This is a genomic window from Streptomyces sp. NPDC034084 (assembly GCF_055575535.1).
This window is the reverse complement of record NZ_JBVISK010000001.1, coordinates 278,872-294,332: the sequence shown is the minus strand read 5'-3', so window position 1 is coordinate 294,332 and position 15,461 is coordinate 278,872. Positions and strand designations below refer to the sequence as shown.

Annotated in this window: 13 protein-coding genes; 6 read left to right on the top strand and 7 right to left on the bottom strand. The window is 71.6% G+C overall.

Annotated elements, in window-relative coordinates:
- Positions 1–17 precede the first annotated feature (17 nt).
- Positions 18–587: a dienelactone hydrolase family protein gene (locus ACZ51I_RS01350; RefSeq protein ID WP_468870734.1), complete on the top strand. Its 570-nt coding sequence runs from the start codon at positions 18–20 to the stop codon at positions 585–587.
- A gap of 72 nt (positions 588–659) precedes the next feature.
- Here ACZ51I_RS01350 and ACZ51I_RS01345 read toward each other — a convergent pair whose 3' ends face one another.
- The 5 genes from ACZ51I_RS01345 to ACZ51I_RS01325 all read right to left on the bottom strand — a co-directional run bounded on the left by ACZ51I_RS01345 (position 660) and on the right by ACZ51I_RS01325 (position 6,724).
- Positions 660–1,625 carry a zinc metalloprotease gene (locus ACZ51I_RS01345; RefSeq protein WP_468870733.1) on the bottom strand — a complete coding sequence of 322 codons (966 nt, stop codon included), beginning with the start codon at positions 1,623–1,625 and terminating at the stop codon, positions 660–662.
- Positions 1,626–1,952: 327 nt separating this feature from the next.
- Complete coding sequence (locus ACZ51I_RS01340; RefSeq protein ID WP_468870732.1) at positions 1,953–3,602, bottom strand: alkaline phosphatase D family protein; 1,650 nt, start codon at positions 3,600–3,602, stop codon at positions 1,953–1,955.
- Positions 3,603–3,763: 161 nt separating this feature from the next.
- Entirely contained in the window at positions 3,764–4,579 is an 816-nt protein-coding gene (locus ACZ51I_RS01335; protein ID WP_468870731.1) for a DsbA family protein, read from the bottom strand.
- Positions 4,580–4,630: 51 nt separating this feature from the next.
- Complete coding sequence (locus ACZ51I_RS01330; RefSeq protein ID WP_468870730.1) at positions 4,631–5,317, bottom strand: hypothetical protein; 687 nt, start codon at positions 5,315–5,317, stop codon at positions 4,631–4,633.
- 81 nt (positions 5,318–5,398) lie between these two features.
- Positions 5,399–6,724, bottom strand: a complete 1,326-nt coding sequence (locus tag ACZ51I_RS01325; protein ID WP_468870729.1) for a DUF2252 domain-containing protein — start codon at positions 6,722–6,724, stop codon at positions 5,399–5,401.
- Positions 6,725–6,901: 177 nt separating this feature from the next.
- Here ACZ51I_RS01325 and dnaE point away from each other — a divergent pair, with 177 nt between their 5' ends.
- Positions 6,902–10,441 carry a DNA polymerase III subunit alpha gene (gene dnaE, locus ACZ51I_RS01320; protein ID WP_468870728.1) on the top strand — a complete coding sequence of 1,180 codons (3,540 nt, stop codon included), beginning with the start codon at positions 6,902–6,904 and terminating at the stop codon, positions 10,439–10,441.
- 73 nt (positions 10,442–10,514) lie between these two features.
- Here dnaE and ACZ51I_RS01315 read toward each other — a convergent pair whose 3' ends face one another.
- Complete coding sequence (locus ACZ51I_RS01315; protein ID WP_468870727.1) at positions 10,515–10,685, bottom strand: hypothetical protein; 171 nt, start codon at positions 10,683–10,685, stop codon at positions 10,515–10,517.
- 257 nt (positions 10,686–10,942) lie between these two features.
- Here ACZ51I_RS01315 and ACZ51I_RS01310 point away from each other — a divergent pair, with 257 nt between their 5' ends.
- Genes ACZ51I_RS01310 through ACZ51I_RS01295 form a run of 4 tightly spaced genes read left to right on the top strand, consistent with a single transcriptional unit; the run spans position 10,943 to position 14,816 of the window.
- On the top strand, positions 10,943–12,283 hold the full coding sequence (locus ACZ51I_RS01310) for an NYN domain-containing protein (protein ID WP_468870726.1): 1,341 nt from the start codon (positions 10,943–10,945) through the stop codon (positions 12,281–12,283).
- 20 nt (positions 12,284–12,303) lie between these two features.
- Complete coding sequence (locus ACZ51I_RS01305) at positions 12,304–13,275, top strand: ABC transporter ATP-binding protein (protein WP_468871666.1); 972 nt, start codon at positions 12,304–12,306, stop codon at positions 13,273–13,275.
- 40 nt (positions 13,276–13,315) lie between these two features.
- A complete protein-coding gene (locus ACZ51I_RS01300) occupies positions 13,316–14,143 on the top strand; it encodes an ABC transporter permease (protein ID WP_468870725.1) in 828 nt (275 codons plus the stop codon).
- A gap of 34 nt (positions 14,144–14,177) precedes the next feature.
- Entirely contained in the window at positions 14,178–14,816 is a 639-nt protein-coding gene (locus ACZ51I_RS01295; protein ID WP_468870724.1) for a DUF2567 domain-containing protein, read from the top strand.
- Positions 14,817–14,924: 108 nt separating this feature from the next.
- On the opposite strand, the gene ybaK is transcribed toward ACZ51I_RS01295, so the two are convergent.
- Positions 14,925–15,422, bottom strand: a complete 498-nt coding sequence (gene ybaK, locus ACZ51I_RS01290) for a Cys-tRNA(Pro) deacylase (protein WP_468870723.1) — start codon at positions 15,420–15,422, stop codon at positions 14,925–14,927.
- Between the last annotated feature and the right edge of the window lie 39 nt (positions 15,423–15,461).

The window sequence follows — 15,461 nt, the reverse complement described above, 5'->3', positions numbered from 1 at the left end:
ATGGCAGGATGGGACACATGGACATCATGCTCTTCCACTCGGCCTACGGGCTGACTCCTTCCGTCGAGGCGGCCGCGGAGCGGCTCCGGGCCGCCGGGCACCAGGTCTGGACCCCGGACCTCTACGACGGCCGGACGGTCGGGACCGTGGAGGAGGGCGTGGCGCTCCGGGACGAGATCGGCAAGGACGAGCTGCTGAAGCGGGCGGTCCTGGCCGCCGCCCCCTACTCCGAGCGGGGCCTGGTCTACATGGGCCTCTCGCTCGGGGCCTCGATCGCACAGACCCTGGCGCTGGGGGACGAGAAGGCGCGCGGGCTGCTGCTGTTCCACGGCACCTCGGACATCGCGGAGTCGGCCTCGGTGGACGAGCTGCCGGTCCAGCTGCACGTGGCCGAGCCCGACCCCTTCGAGACGGACGACTGGCTGTCCTCCTGGTACCTCCAGATGCGCAAGGCCGGGGCGGACGTGGAGGTCTACCGCTACCGGGGCGCGGGGCACGTGTACACGGACCCGGAGCTGCCCGACTGGGACGAGGAGGCGGCGGAGCGGACCTGGTCGGTGGCGCTCTCCTTCCTCGACAGCCTGTAGGACGGTACGGAAAAGGGGTGCGGCCCCCGGGGAGTTCCCCGGGGGCCGCACTCGTGTCTCGCGGACGGGCCGTCAGGCGCGGTACGCGGTCCAGGCGTCGTTCATCCGGGTCACCTGGCCCGAGGTGAACTGGTACATGCAGGAGTCGTACGTGTAGTCCATGAAGTTGTGGATCGGGTCCACACCGGCCTTCGAGGTGCAGGAGTCACGGCCGGTCGGGCACTCGTACGCCGGGCTCTTCTCGGCCGGGGTGTCGGCGACGTAGTCGCCGTTGCCCGTGCAGCCGCCCTGGAAGGTGTGGTACAGGCCCATCCAGTGGCCGACCTCGTGGGTGGCCGTGTCGCCCTCGTTGTAGTTGGCGGCCGAGCCGCCCGGGAGCGAGGCGTCGAGGATGACCACGCCGTCCATGGACGGGCTGGAGTTGTACGAGGACGGGAAGGTCGCCCAGCCGAGGAGGCCGCCGCCCAGGTTCGCGGTGTAGATGTTCAGCGCGCCGGCGCCGCCCTTGCGGAGGGTCTGCTTCATCTGCTTCTCGGCGGTGGAGCCGGAGGACAGGTTGTACCAGGAGGCGTTGTCCGTGTAGTCGGTCGCGGCCAGCGTGAACTGGAAGTTGGTGTTCACGTTGCCGGTGCCCTGGCCCGCGTAGGCCGCGTTCAGGACGTTCAGCTGGTTGCTGATCGCGGTGGCGGAGAGCTTGCCCGTCGTGCCGGAGTGGATGACGTGGAAGTACACCGGGACGTTCACCACGGCGGCCGCGCCGGCGGAGGCGCTGAGGCGGCCTTCCGCACGGGCCGAGGCCAGCTTCTTCTTCAGGTCGTCGTCCATCGCCTTGGCCTTGGCGGCCGTGACGTCGTTGGGCTCGGCGGCATGGGTGTCGGCGCCGCGCGCCTTGCGGGCGCCGGAGAGCGCCGTCGTACCGTCCGCGCACTCCTCGGCGGAGGCGAGGGTGGCGCCGGCCGGGACGGCGACGGGGGCGGAGAGGGGAGCGACGGCCAGGGTTCCGGCCAGGACGGCGGTGCCCATCAGACGACGTGTCATACGCGGCGATATGCGGACAAGAGCACGCACGGGTGACTCCTTGCGGGGGGTTGGGGAGAGGGACTTCCTCGCCACCGCCCGGACATTACGCGTCCATGTCAGGAGTCGTTGAGGATTGATCAAGCCCAATCATTCGTGGGGCAATTCGGGTCATCGGGAAGAAAAACTTGCGCCACTTCCAGGGTTTGAGACGCGGACGTAACGAACGGAGTGCCGGAGGCGGGTGGTGTGTCCGGATTCGATCTCCAGAACCGGCCACCCGCCGTAGCGATGTGATCTCCCGTTAACAGAAGAGATCATGGCTGAAAATCGCCCCTAAGGGCTCCCTCAGAGCACCGGCTGGTACACCCGCTCGACACGCTGCGTTCCGCTGAGCGTCCGGTACGAGCGCGCCCAGGCCGTCGTCGCGGCCGGATCCGTCTTGTCGGAGACCGTGTAGTAGTCCATCTGAGAGCGCGCGGCGGTCACGTCGAGCACGCCGTAGCCGTGGTGGTCCATGTCCACCCACTTGACATGGCGGTTGGCGGCCTTCACCGCGCCGGCCGCCACCACCGACACCGTCCCCGGAGCGACGTGCAGCAGGTCGTCCAGGTTGTCCGAGGTCACCGAGGTGACCACGAACTCGGTCGCCGCCGAGGCCGAGAGCGGATACGTCGCGGCCTTCGCCGGCACGTCGTTGGCCCAGGCCATGTGGATGTCGCCGGTCAGGAAGACCGTGTTCCGGATCGCCCGCGAAGTCAGGTGGGCGAGCAGCTCCCTGCGGTCGTCGGTGTAGCCGTCCCACTGGTCGACGTTGATCGCGAGCCCCTCCTTCGGCAGGCCCATCAACTCGGCGAGCGGCTCCAGGAGGTGGGCGGGCAGGGCGCCGAAGGCGACCGGCGAGATCATCACCGAGGTGCCGACCAGCTGCCAGGTCGCGTCCGAACCGGCGAGGCCGGCCTTGAGCCAGTCCAGCTGCGCGCGCCCGGTGATGCTCCGCTCCGGGTCGTCCACCGTGCCGCTGCCCGTCTTCGCCGGCGCGGACCGGAACGACCGCAGGTCGAGCAGGTGCAGATCGGCCAGCTTGCCGAAGCGCAACCGCCGGAAGACCGTGCCCTCCGTGGAGGCGCGGACCGGCATCCACTCGAAGTACGCCTGCTTCGCGGCGGCCACCCGGGCCGCCCACTCGCCCTCGGCGCCGGGGGTGTGGTTTTCGGCCCCGCCGGTCCAGGCGTCGTTGGCGAACTCGTGGTCGTCCCAGATGGCGATCACCGGGTGCGCCGCGTGCAGCGCCTGGAGGTCGGCGTCCGTCTTGTACTTCCCGTGCCGGGTGCGGTAGTCGGCCAGCGAGACGATCTCGTGGCGCGGCTCGTGCTGCCGGACGACGTACTTCGCCTCCGGGTAGGCGCCGGTGGCGTACTCGTACAGGTAGTCCCCGAGGTGGAGCACCGCGTCCAGGTCGGCGCGGGAGGCGAGATGGCGGTAGGCGGAGAAGTGGCCCGACTCCCAGTTCGCGCAGGAGACCACGCCGAAGCGGACACCGGGCGCGGCGGCGTCGGCGGCCGGCGCGGTGCGGGTGCGGGCGGCGGGGGAGACGACGTCGCCCACCGAGAAGCGGAACCAGTAGGCGGTGGCCGGGCGCAGGCCCCGGACGTCGGCCTTCACCGTGTGGTCGGAGGCCGCGCTCGCCGTGGTGGTGCCGGAGGCGACGACCCGGGCGAAGGAGCGGTCCTCGGCCAGCTCCCAGCCGACCTGGACGTCGGGGCCGAGGCCGGATCCGGGCACGGCCTCGGGGACGGGGGTGACGCGCGTCCAGAGCAGGACGCCGTCGGGCAGCGGGTCGCCGGAGGCGACGCCGTGGAGGAAGGCGGGCGCCCCGGTGTCCGCGAGGGCCGGAGCGGCCGCGCCGAGCAGGGCGGGCGTCGCGACGGCGGTGACGGCTGCGGCCTTGACGACGGCGCGCCGCGAGGGGGCGGGGGATATGAAACGACTGGTCACGGGCAGTCAGATTACTGACGGGTACGCCCGAGGGGCAGGCGAATTCCGGAAGTTCGCCGACTCGACGCTCCCGGGACGCCTCGGCCCGGGTCTCCCTGCCGCGGATACGCCTCGGCCCCGGACCGGGGGAAGGTCCGGGGCCGAGACGTTCGGATGGGATGTCAGGCCTTGAGCGCCGAGGCGATCGCCGTCTCGAACTCGGCCACCGTCATCGGCGGCTTGTCCGTGCCCGCGACCGTGACCGGCTTGCCGTCCATCTTCAGGGTCGGGGTCCCCTGCACGCCGCTGGCGTCGAACGCCTTCGACATCTTCATCGCCCAGGCGTCGAAGGTGCCGTCCTCGACGTTCTTCCTGAACTCGGCGTTCCCCTTGAGGGCGGGGACCGAGTCCGCGACCTCCAGGAGGTAGGAGTCCTTGGCGAACTCGTCCTGCTTCTCCTCCGGGTGGAACTTCGTGGAGTAGAGGGCGGCCTTGTACTTCAGGAAGGCCTCGGGGCTCACGTTCAGCGCGGCGCCCAGCGCCGAGAGGGCGTTCTTCGAGCCCTCGCCCGGAATGCCGTTGTCGATGAAGGTCGCGCCGACATACCTGATCTTGTACTTGCCGGCCTGGACGTCCTTCTCGACCGTGGAGCCCACGCTCTGCTCGAAGGTCGCGCAGACCGGGCAGCGCGAGTCCTCGTACAGCTCCAGGGTCTTCTTCGCCGAGTCCTTGCCGATGACGACGGTCGTGCCGTTCGCGCCCGTGGTGTTCTTCGGGGCCGTCACCGTCTTGGCGTCGGCCACCGCCTCCCAGTGGGAGGGCTTGTTGGACTGGACGACCGCGTAGCCGATGCCGCCGGCGGCGGCCAGGACGGCCACGGCGGAGACGCCGACGACGAGCCGCCGGCGCGCCCGGTCCTTCTTCGCCTGGCGCTCGCGCTCCTCGCGCAGCCGCTCGCGGGCGGCCGCCTTGCTGGCGTGGCTGTTGCGTGCACTCATGATCGTGATCTCCGTGAAGGGTGAGAAAGGCGGGGGAGGCGCGGGGCCCGCTCAGACGAGAGCGAGCACCGGACGCGGCGGCCCCCGCCGCCCGACGGAGTGCACGAGAAGCCGGACACGGGAGGACCGGGGCCGCCCGGCGGGCCGCCCGGCCCGCCGCGGCGCCGGACCGGCGGCCCGGAAGAAGGCCGCCACGAGCAGCAGCGGCCGGAACGCGAAGGCCTCCACCGCCCGCAGCAGCCGGGCGAGCGCCCGCTCGCCACCGCGCAGCCAGCAGGCCGCCGAGAGCCCCACGCCCACGTGGGCCAGGAGCAGCAGCCAGGGCAGCGCCGGGTCGGGGGTGTCGAGCAGGGCGGCCGCGCTCCCGCCGTCCGGGGTCACCACCCCGGAGAGCGGCGTGCCGACGGCGCCGCCGCAGAACACCTCCACGCCCACCGAACGCAGCGAACCGGCCACCGGGCCGCCTGCGGGTCCGTAACAGACCGCCTGACCGCTGGTGAAGAGGGTGTCGGCGGCCAGCTCCAGCGGGACGAGGAGCCCGGCGATCGGGCCGAGGCCGCGCTCGCGGCCGGCCAGCGCGTACGCCACGGCGAAGACGCCGGCCGCGACCGGGACGACCGTCCCCAGCGGCAGCGGCACGCGGGAGAGCAGCACGTGCGAGGCCACGGACAGCGTCACGACCAGTGCCGTGAAGAACGCCGCCCGCAGCACCCTCAGCTGCGCCCCTGCCATGTCCATCGTCGTGAAGTGTGCCAGGCCCGTCCGTAAGGCGTCCCTAAAGGAAACCTGTGAACGGTCGCTCCAGCCTCTGCGGCCCCTCTACAGCCCCGGGATCCGGCCGTTGCGGAAGAGGTCCACGAAGATCTGGTGGTCCGCCCGCGCCCGCGCCCCGTAACCATGGGCGAAGTCGACCAGGAGCCCGGCGAAGCCCTCCTCGTCGGCGGCGATCGCCGCGTCGATGGCCCGCTCCGTCGAGAACGGGACCAGGGAGTGGCCGCTGGAGTCGTCCGCCGCCGCGTGCATCGTGGCCGTGGCCCGGCCCAGGTCGGCGACGGTGGCCGCGATGTCCCGCGGGTCGTCGATGTCCGACCAGTCCAGGTCCACCGCGTACGGCGACACCTCGGCGACCAGCTGGCCCGCCCCGTCCAGCTCCGTCCAGCCGAGCCACGGGTCGGCGTGCGCCTGGAGCGCCCGCTGCGAGATCACCGTGCGGTGGCCCTCGTGCTGGAAGTAGCCCCGCACCGCCGCGTCCGTGACGTGCCGCGAGACCGCGGGGGTCTGCGCCTGCTTCAGATAGATCACGACGTCGTTCTCCAGGGCGTCGCTGTTGCCCTCCAGGAGGATGTTGTACGAGGGGAGGCCGGCCGACCCGATGCCGATCCCGCGCCGCCCGACGACGTCCTTCACCCGGTACGAGTCGGGGCGGGCGAGGGAGGACTCCGGCAGGGTCTCCAGGTAACCGTCGAAGGCCGCGAGGACCTTGTACCGGGTGGCCGCGTCGAGCTCGATCGCGCCGCCGCCCGCCGAGAAGCGCCGCTCGAACTCGCGGATCTCGGTCATCGAGTCGAGCAGCCCGAAGCGGGTCAGGGCGCGGGCCTCGCGCAGGGTGCCGAGCAGCGCGCCGTCGGCGGTCTCCAGGGTGAAGGAGGGCACCTCGTCGCCCTTGGCGCCGGTCGCGAGGGCGTGGATCCGCTCCCGGTACGCGCCCGCGTAGATCCGGACGAGCTCGGTGATCTGCTCGTCACTGAGCGCCTTGGCGTAGCCGATCAGGGCGAGCGAGGCGGCGAGCCGCTTCAGGTCCCAGGTGAAGGGGCCGACGTAGGCCTCGTCGAAGTCGTTGACGTTGAAGACGAGGCGTCCGTTGGCGTCCATGTATGTGCCGAAGTTCTCGGCGTGGAGATCGCCGTGGATCCAGACCCGGCCGGTCTGCTCGTCCAGGTACGGACCGCCCTGCGCCTCGCTCTCCAGGTCCGCGTAGAACAGGGACGCCGTGCCCCGGTAGAAGGCGAAGGCGGAGCCGGCCATCTTCCGGAACTTGACGCGGAAGGCCGCGGGGTCGGCGGCGAGGAGCTCGCCGAAGGCGGTGTCGAAGACGGCGAGGATGTGCTCACCGCGCTCGGCTGCGGTGGGCTGCGGGACCGACATTCGAGGTGCCTCCTGGTGCGGGGTGTGCTGCGGGACCGTTCATGACAATTGGGACAGGCGTTCCCTGTCTCCCAACGCGTGACCCTAGCCCCGAGTGCCCGTCGGCTGTCACTCCGGAGACGTAGACTTCCACGGTCCCCCCAGCCACCCCTGTGACCGCTACGGAGACCTCCCGCCGTGACCAAGCCGCCCTTCACGCACCTCCACGTCCACACCCAGTACTCGCTGCTGGACGGTGCCGCGCGGCTGAAGGACATGTTCAACGCGTGCAACGAGATGGGCATGACCCATATCGCCATGTCCGACCACGGCAACCTGCACGGGGCGTACGACTTCTTCCACTCGGCGAAGAAGGCCGGGGTCACGCCGATCATCGGCATCGAGGCGTACGTCGCCCCGGAGTCCCGGCGCAACAAGCGGAAGGTCCTGTGGGGCCAGCCGCACCAGAAGCGGGACGACGTCTCCGGTTCCGGCGGTTACACCCACAAGACGATCTGGGCGGCCAACGCCACCGGGCTCCACAACCTCTTCAAGCTCTCCTCCGACGCGTACGCCGAGGGCTGGCTGCAGAAGTGGCCCCGGATGGACAAGGAGACCATCTCCCAGTGGTCCGAGGGTCTGATCGCCTCCACCGGCTGCCCCTCCGGCGAGCTGCAGACCCGCCTCCGCCTCGGCCAGTTCGACGAGGCCCTGAAGGCCGCCTCCGAGTACCAGGACATCTTCGGCAAGGACCGCTACTTCCTGGAACTGATGGACCACGGCATCGAGATCGAGCACCGAGTCCGCGACGGGCTCCTGGAGATCGGCAAGAAGCTCGGCATCCCGCCGCTGGTCACCAACGACTCGCACTACACGTACGCGCACGAGGCCGGCGCGCACGACGCCCTGCTCTGCATCCAGACCGGCAAGAACCTCTCGGACCCCGACCGCTTCAAGTTCGACGGCACCGGCTACTACCTGAAGTCCACGGAGGAGATGTACGCCATCGACTCCTCGGACGCCTGGCAGGAGGGCTGCCGCAACACCCTGCTGGTCGCCGAGCAGGTCGACACCACCGGCATGTTCGAGGCCAAGAACCTCATGCCGAAGTTCGACATCCCGGAGGGCTACACCGAGGTCACCTGGTTTCGCGAGGAGACCATGCGCGGCATGCACCGCCGGTTCCCGGACGGGATCCCCGAGGACCGCATGAAGCAGGTCGAGTACGAGATGGACACCATCATCTCGATGGGCTTCCCCGGCTACTTCCTCGTCGTCGCCGACTTCATCATGTGGGCGAAGAAGCAGGGCATCGCCGTCGGCCCCGGCCGCGGCTCCGCGGCCGGCTCGATCGTCGCGTACGCCATGGGCATCACCGACCTCGACCCGATCCCGCACGGCCTGATCTTCGAGCGCTTCCTCAACCCCGAGCGCATCTCCATGCCCGATGTCGACATCGACTTCGACGAGCGCCGGCGCGTCGAGGTCATCCGGTACGTGACGGAGAAGTACGGCTCCGACAAGGTCGCCATGATCGGCACGTACGGAAAGATCAAGGCCAAGAACGCCATCAAGGACTCCGCGCGCGTCCTCGGCTACCCGTACGCCATGGGGGACCGGCTCACCAAGGCCATGCCCGCCGACGTCCTCGGCAAGGGCATCGACCTCAACGGCATCACCGACCCCTCGCACCCGCGCTACAGCGAGGCCGGCGAGATCCGCGCGATGTACGAGAACGAGCCGGACGTCAAGAAGGTCATCGACACCGCCCGGGGCGTCGAGGGCCTGGTCCGCCAGATGGGCGTCCACGCCGCCGGCGTGATCATGTCCAGCGAGCCGATCGTCGACCACGCCCCGATCTGGGTGCGGCACACGGACGGCGTCACCATCACGCAGTGGGACTACCCGCAGTGCGAGTCGCTCGGCCTGCTGAAGATGGACTTCCTGGGCCTGCGGAACCTGACCATCATGGACGACGCCGTCAAGATGGTGAAGGCCAACAAGGGCATCGACCTCGACCTGCTCGCCCTCCCGCTCGACGACCCGAAGACCTTCGAACTGCTCCAGCGCGGCGACACCCTCGGCGTCTTCCAGTTCGACGGCGGGCCGATGCGCTCGCTGCTGCGGCTGATGAAGCCCGACAACTTCGAAGACATCTCCGCCGTGTCCGCCCTGTACAGGCCGGGCCCGATGGGCATGAACTCGCACACGAACTACGCCCTGCGCAAGAACGGCCAGCAGGAGATCACCCCGATCCACCCCGAGCTGGAGAAGCCGCTCGAAGAGGTGCTCGCGGTCACCTACGGCCTCATCGTGTACCAGGAGCAGGTGCAGAAGGCCGCCCAGATCATCGCCGGCTACTCGCTCGGCGAGGCCGATATCCTCCGCCGCGTGATGGGCAAGAAGAAGCCCGACGAGCTGGCGAAGAACTTCACCATCTTCCAGGCCGGAGCCAAGAAGAACGGCTACAGCGACGAGGCCATCCAGGCCCTCTGGGACGTCCTGGTCCCCTTCGCCGGCTACGCCTTCAACAAGGCGCACTCCGCCGCGTACGGCCTGGTCTCCTACTGGACCGCGTACCTCAAGGCCAACCACCCCGCCGAGTACATGGCGGGACTGCTGACCTCGGTCAAGGACGACAAGGACAAGTCCGCGGTCTACCTCAACGAGTGCCGCCGCATGGGCATCAAGGTCCTGCCGCCCAACGTGAACGAGTCCGAGTCGAACTTCGCCGCACAGGGCGACGACGTGATCCTCTTCGGCCTCTCCGCCATCCGGAACGTCGGCACCAACGTCGTCGAGTCGATCATCAGGACGCGCAAGGCCAAGGGGAAGTACTCCTCCTTCCCCGACTTCCTGGACAAGGTCGAGGCCGTCGTCTGCAACAAGCGGACCGTCGAGTCGCTGATCAAGGCCGGCGCCTTCGACGAGATGGGCCACACCCGCAAGGGCCTCGTCGCCCACCACGAACCCATGATCGACAACGTGGTGGCGGTCAAGCGCAAGGAGGCCGAGGGACAGTTCGACCTGTTCGGCGGGATGGGTGACGAGGCGAGCGACGAGCCCGGCTTCGGCCTGGACGTCGAGTTCTCCGACGTCGAGTGGGAGAAGTCGTACCTGCTGGCCCAGGAGCGCGAGATGCTCGGCCTCTACGTCTCCGACCACCCCCTCTTCGGCATCGAGCACGTCCTGTCCGACAAGACGGACGCGGCGATCTCCCAGCTCACCGGCGGCGAGCACGGCGACGGCGCGGTCGTCACCATCGGCGGCATCATCTCCGGCCTCCAGCGCAAGATGACCAAGCAGGGCAACGCCTGGGCCATCGCCACCGTCGAGGACCTGGCCGGCTCCATCGAGTGCATGTTCTTCCCGGCCACCTACCAGCTGGTCTCCACCCAGCTGGTCGAGGACACGGTCGTCTTCGTCAAGGGCCGGCTCGACAAGCGCGAGGACGTGCCCCGCCTCGTCGCGATGGAGCTGATGGTCCCCGACTTGTCGAACGCCGGGACCAACGCGCCCGTGATCCTCACCATCCCGACGGTGAAGGTGACCCCGCCGATGGTCAGCAGGCTCGGCGAGATCCTCAAGCACCACAAGGGCAACACCGAGGTGCGGATCAAGCTCCAGGGCCCCCGGAAGACGACCGTCCTCCGGCTCGACCGGCACCGGGTCCAGCCCGACCCGGCGCTCTTCGGCGACCTGAAGGTACTGCTCGGCCCGTCCTGCCTCGCCGGATAGCCCTCCCCCCGAAACGCGCAAGGGGCGCGCCCGTCGTCACGGGCGCGCCCCTTTGCCGTGGGCGGGGAGGTCGTCAGTTGTGGCCGAAGCGCTTCTGACGGCCCTTGCGGGCCATGTCACCCGGCGTGACCTGGCTCGCCCGCTGCTCGGCCTGGGACTCCATCGCCGACTGCTGCGCCTGCTGGGCGCCGCGCTCGGCCGGCGACTGCTTCTCACTGCGGTTCTGGTTGCGGTTCTTGGCCATGGGAATGCCTCCTCAAAGGGACCTAGGGGCCAGGGCCGCTGTCAGACTCACACACGGTACGAACCGCCGCATGTTGGATCATTACGGAGCGTAGGAACCCGGCGGACCTGGTATCCGCCACGCCGATGATCCAGTTCCGGCCGTCAAGCCCCCGGCGTTCGGGCAGACTCGAAGGAAACCCGGGAGCAGCTTCCGATCCCGACCGATCCCGCCGATCCCGATGATCCCGAGGCCGACCCCGAGGCTCCCGAAAGAGGGTGGAACACGTGGACCGCTGCGTCGTCCTGGTGGACGCCGGCTACCTGCTGGGCGCCGCCGCCAGTCTCCTCGCCGGGGAACCGGCCCGCTCCAGGATCACCGTCGACCACGCCGGGCTGATCCAGCAGCTGCGGCAGCGTGCCGAGGCCGAGACCGCGCTGCCCCTCCTGCGGATCTACTGGTTCGACGGCGCGCCCGACCGGGTGCCCCAGCCCGAGCACCGCAGGCTGCGCGTGATGCCCCGGGTGACCGTCCGGCTCGGCGCTCTGACCAGGAGCGACGGGCGCTGGGCGCAGAAGGGCGTCGACGCGGCCATGCACACCGAGCTGACCGAGCTCGCCAGGAACAGGGCCTGCTCCGACATCGTGCTCGTCACCGGCGACGGCGACCTGCTGCCCGGCCTCATGTCGGCGAAGGAGCACGGCGTCGCCGTCCACCTCTGGGCCGTCCAGGCCGCCGACGGCGACTACAACCAGTCGGAGGACCTCGTCGCCGAGGCCGACGAGCGGCGGGTCCTCGACCGGGCCTGGATCACCCGCGCCGTCCGCGCCAAGGACCTCAGCGGGATCTGCGCGCCGCAGCCCGCCCCGCGCCCGGAGATCGCCGCCATCCTCTCCGCGCCGCTGCCGGAGTCCGCCCTCGCCGCCTCCGCCGAACGGGCCGCCGAGGCCGCCGCCGCGGCCGTACGGAACGGGGGGCCGGGCCCCGCCGACGCGACCGGCGACGGCGGCCACGAGCCCGCCCGCGCCAACGGCCACGTCCGCGGCGACGAGCACGCCCACGGCACGGGCGTTCCCTCCCCGACGGCGGGCAAGGGCGTCCCCACCCCGAAGGACCTGGCGGGACTCCGCGCACCCGGAGCCCCCGGAGCGCCGGCCGCCCCGGCCCCGCAGGGCGCGAGCGCGCTCCGCTGGTCCTCCGACCGGGGCTGGATCGAGCGCCCCGCCCCCTCGCTCGGCGAGCCGGCCGAGACCGCCACCCTGCCCACCCTCGCCACCCTCACCAGCGCGGAGCAGCGCTGGGCCGACCGCGAGGAGGACATCACGACCGTCGGCGGCGACCCGTTCGAGGTCGGACAGGTGTTCGCCCGTCGCTGGATGGAGCGGCTCCCGGAGCAGAGCCACGTCCAGAAACTCTCCACCCTCTACCCGCGCATCCCGCACCGCATCGACGGCGAACTCCTCCGCTACGCCGCGCGTTTCGGACTTCTCGCCCACAAGGACGACCAGATCGACGAGCACGACCGGTACGCGATCCGGGCCGGTTTCTGGCGCGAGATCGACGTCCGGGCCGCCGCCGAACACGCCCCCGCGCCCGGAGCGGGCCCGGCGACCCCGTAGTCTCTTCCCCCGTGAGTACGGTGTGCGTGGTGCGGGATCTGGTCAAGACGTACCCCGCCACGCGCGGCAGGCGCGGCGCGCCCGCGACCCCCGAGGTGCGAGCCACGGACGGGATCAGCCTCGACGTGCGCGGCGGTGAGATCTTCGGCCTGCTCGGCCCCAACGGCGCCGGCAAGTCCACCCTGGTCCGCCAGCTCACCGGCCTCATGCGCCCCGACTCCGGCACCGTCGAGCTCCTCGGCCACGACCTCGTGCGCCACCCCGAGCGGGCGGCCCGGCTCCTCGCCTACCTCGGCCAGGAGTCCACCGCCCTCGACGAGCTGACCGTCTCCCTCGCCGCCGAGACCACCGGCCGGTTGCGGGGCCTGACCGCCCACGACGCCCGCGCCGAGCGCGACGCCGTCCTCGGTGAACTCGGGCTCGGCGGGCTCGCCGGCCGCCCCCTCAAGAAGCTCTCCGGCGGACAGCGGCGGCTCGCCTGCTTCGCCGCCGCCCTCGTCGGCCACCGGCCCGTCCTGGTCCTCGACGAACCCACCACCGGCATGGACCCCGTCGCCCGGCGCGCCGTCTGGGCCGCCGTCGACCGGCGGCGCGCCGAACACGGCACCACCGTGCTCCTCGTCACCCACAACGTCATCGAGGCCGAGACCGTCCTCGACCGGGTCGCCGTCCTCGACCGCGGCCGGGTCATCGCCTGCGACACCCCCGCCGGACTCAAGGAGCGGGTGGCCGGCGAGGTCCGCGTCGAGCTGGTGTGGCGCGACGCGCCGCCCCTCCACCTGCCCGAGGTCGCCGCCCTGCGCGACCACGCCCAGGAGACCGGACGCCGCTGGCACCTCCGGCTCGCCCCGGACGCCGCCCGCGCCGCCGTCGCCACCGTCACCGGCGGCGCCGCGTTCGGCGCGCTCGACGACTTCACCCTGGCCACGCCCAGCCTGGAGGACGTGTACCTCGCGCTGGGCGGCGCGACCGAGGGGCTGGTGAAGGCGTGACGCGCCACGAACCGCCCGTGACCGTCAGGAGCTGTACGCAGTGAGCACCCTGCCCGCCGGGGCCCTGCCGACCGGCGCGCTCCCCGCCCGGTCCCGCGGCGACGAGGACGGCGCCGCGCCCCTCGCTCCGCGCGCCCGGCTGCTGCCCGCCCTGGGCGCCGTCTACCGCGCGCAGCTCTCGCGCGCCCGCGTCGCCCGCATCCCGCTGCTCTTCGTGGCCACCTTCCAGTCGATCGGGATCATGGTCCTGATGCGCGGGGTCGTCGACGGCGGTTCCGAGGCGCGCGCCGTCGTCGCCGGCTCCACCGTCCTCGTCGTCGCCTTCGTCGCCCTCAACCTGCTCGCCCAGTACTTCGGCCAGCTGCGGGCCGGCGGCGGCCTCGACCACTACGCCACCCTGCCCGTGCCGCCCGCCGCCGTCGTGCTCGGGGCGGCCGGGGCGTACGCCTCCTTCACCGTGCCCGGGACCGCCGTCACCGCCGTCGCCGGCTCCGTGCTCTTCGGCCTGCCCCTCGGCCACCTGTGGATCCTCGCCGCCGTCGTACCGCTCGCCGGGGCGGCGCTCGCCGGGCTCGGCGCGGCCCTCGGCCTCCTCGCGCCCCGCCAGGAACTGGCCACCCTCCTCGGCCAGCTCGGCATGTCGGCGGCCCTGCTCCTCGGGGTCCTCCCGGCCGAGCGGCTGCCGGGACCGATCGGCTGGGCGCGGGACCTGCTGCCCTCGACGTACGGCGTGGAGGCCCTCGCCCGCACCTTCACCCCGCACCCCGACTGGGCGGCGGTCGCCGTCGACCTCGCCGTGTGCGGGGCGGTCGGCCTCCTCTCGCTCGCCGTCGCCACCTGGGCCTACCGGCGGGCCGCCGTCCGCTGAGGCGGGCCACAGGGACACCTGGCACGATGGCGGGGTGACCGCACCTCTGACTCCGCCTCACCAGCCGCCGAACGACCCCCACCGGCCCCCGCCGCCCCCGCCGATGCCCGGTCCGGCCGGCGACCCGATCACGGCGGCCGAGGTCGTTCAGGGCGTGGTGGCGACCGTCCTCTCCGCGGTCGCGGGGGCGCTGCTCGGGGTGCTCTGGCTGAACCTGGCCCCGCGCGTCCTGCTCATCTCGGACGGCAAGGGCGTCTACCTCCGGAACTCGGAGGGGGAGCAGGCGATCGGCGCCGACGGAACGTTTGTCCTCCTCGCGCTGGCCTTCGGCGCGGTCGCCGCCCTCGTCGTCTTCCTGCTGCGCCGCGAGGGCGGGGTCCCGCTCGTGCTGGGCCTTGCGCTCGGCGGCGGCGCGGGCTCGCTGCTCGCCTGGTGGATCGGGACGCACTTCGGCCCCACCGACGACGTGGTCGCCCACGCGAAGGCGGTCGGCCCGAACGTCACCTTCGAGGCGCCGCTCGAACTGAACCTGGCGGCCGCCGCGATGCTGGCCTGGCCGCTCGCCGCGATGATCGTCCACCTGGGGCTGACCGCAGCCTTCGGGCCCCGCGACCCGGAGCCGGAGCCCTGGGACCAGCCGAAGGCGTACACCCAGGGGCCCGGCCCGAGCTGACGAGGTCTTCCCGCGGCCGCGCCGGAAGTCAGGCGCGGCCGGCTGGGGCCACGACGGCCGGGGTCATGTCAGGCGCGGTCGACGGGGACCACGACCGCCGGGGTCATGTCAGGCGCGGCCGATGGGCGCCACGACCGCCGAGGTGAGGGCGGCCAGGTCGGCGGGGGAGAGCTCCACCTCCAGGCCGCGGCGGCCCGCCGAGACGCAGACGGTCGAGTGCTCCGAGGCCGAGGAGTCGAGGACGGTACGGAGCCGCTTGCGCTGGCCCAGCGGGGAGATGCCGCCCCGCACGTAGCCCGTCGTGCGCTCCGCCGCCGCCGGGTCGGCCATCGCGGCGCGCTTCCCTCCGACGGCCGAGGCCAGGGCCTTCAGGTCCAGCTGGCCCGCCACCGGGACCACCGCGACCGTCAGTTCGCCGTCGACGTCCGCGACCAGCGTCTTGAAGACCCGGTCGGGGGAGACGCCGAGGGCCTCCGCCGCCTCCTCGCCGTACGAGGGGGAGGCCGGGTCGTGCTCGTACGCGTGCAGGGTGAAGGGCGTGCCGGCCTCGGTCAGGGCCACCGTCGCCCGCGTGCCCCCGCCGTTCTTCTTCTGTTTCTTCGCCACGCGCTCTTCCTCGGCTCGGTCGGCTCGGTCCGTACGGCA

Excerpts from the sequence above, each read along its gene's own strand:
- ACZ51I_RS01350 (WP_468870734.1), top strand. The coding sequence starts at position 18 with ATGGACATCATGCTCTTCCACTCGGCCTACGGGCTGACTCCTTCCGTC.
- ACZ51I_RS01345 (WP_468870733.1), bottom strand. The coding sequence starts at position 1,625 with ATGACACGTCGTCTGATGGGCACCGCCGTCCTGGCCGGAACCCTGGCC.
- ACZ51I_RS01335 (WP_468870731.1), bottom strand. The coding sequence starts at position 4,579 with ATGAGTGCACGCAACAGCCACGCCAGCAAGGCGGCCGCCCGCGAGCGG.
- ACZ51I_RS01330 (WP_468870730.1), bottom strand. The coding sequence starts at position 5,317 with ATGGACATGGCAGGGGCGCAGCTGAGGGTGCTGCGGGCGGCGTTCTTC.
- ACZ51I_RS01325 (WP_468870729.1), bottom strand. The coding sequence starts at position 6,724 with ATGTCGGTCCCGCAGCCCACCGCAGCCGAGCGCGGTGAGCACATCCTC.
- ACZ51I_RS01315 (WP_468870727.1), bottom strand. The coding sequence starts at position 10,685 with ATGGCCAAGAACCGCAACCAGAACCGCAGTGAGAAGCAGTCGCCGGCC.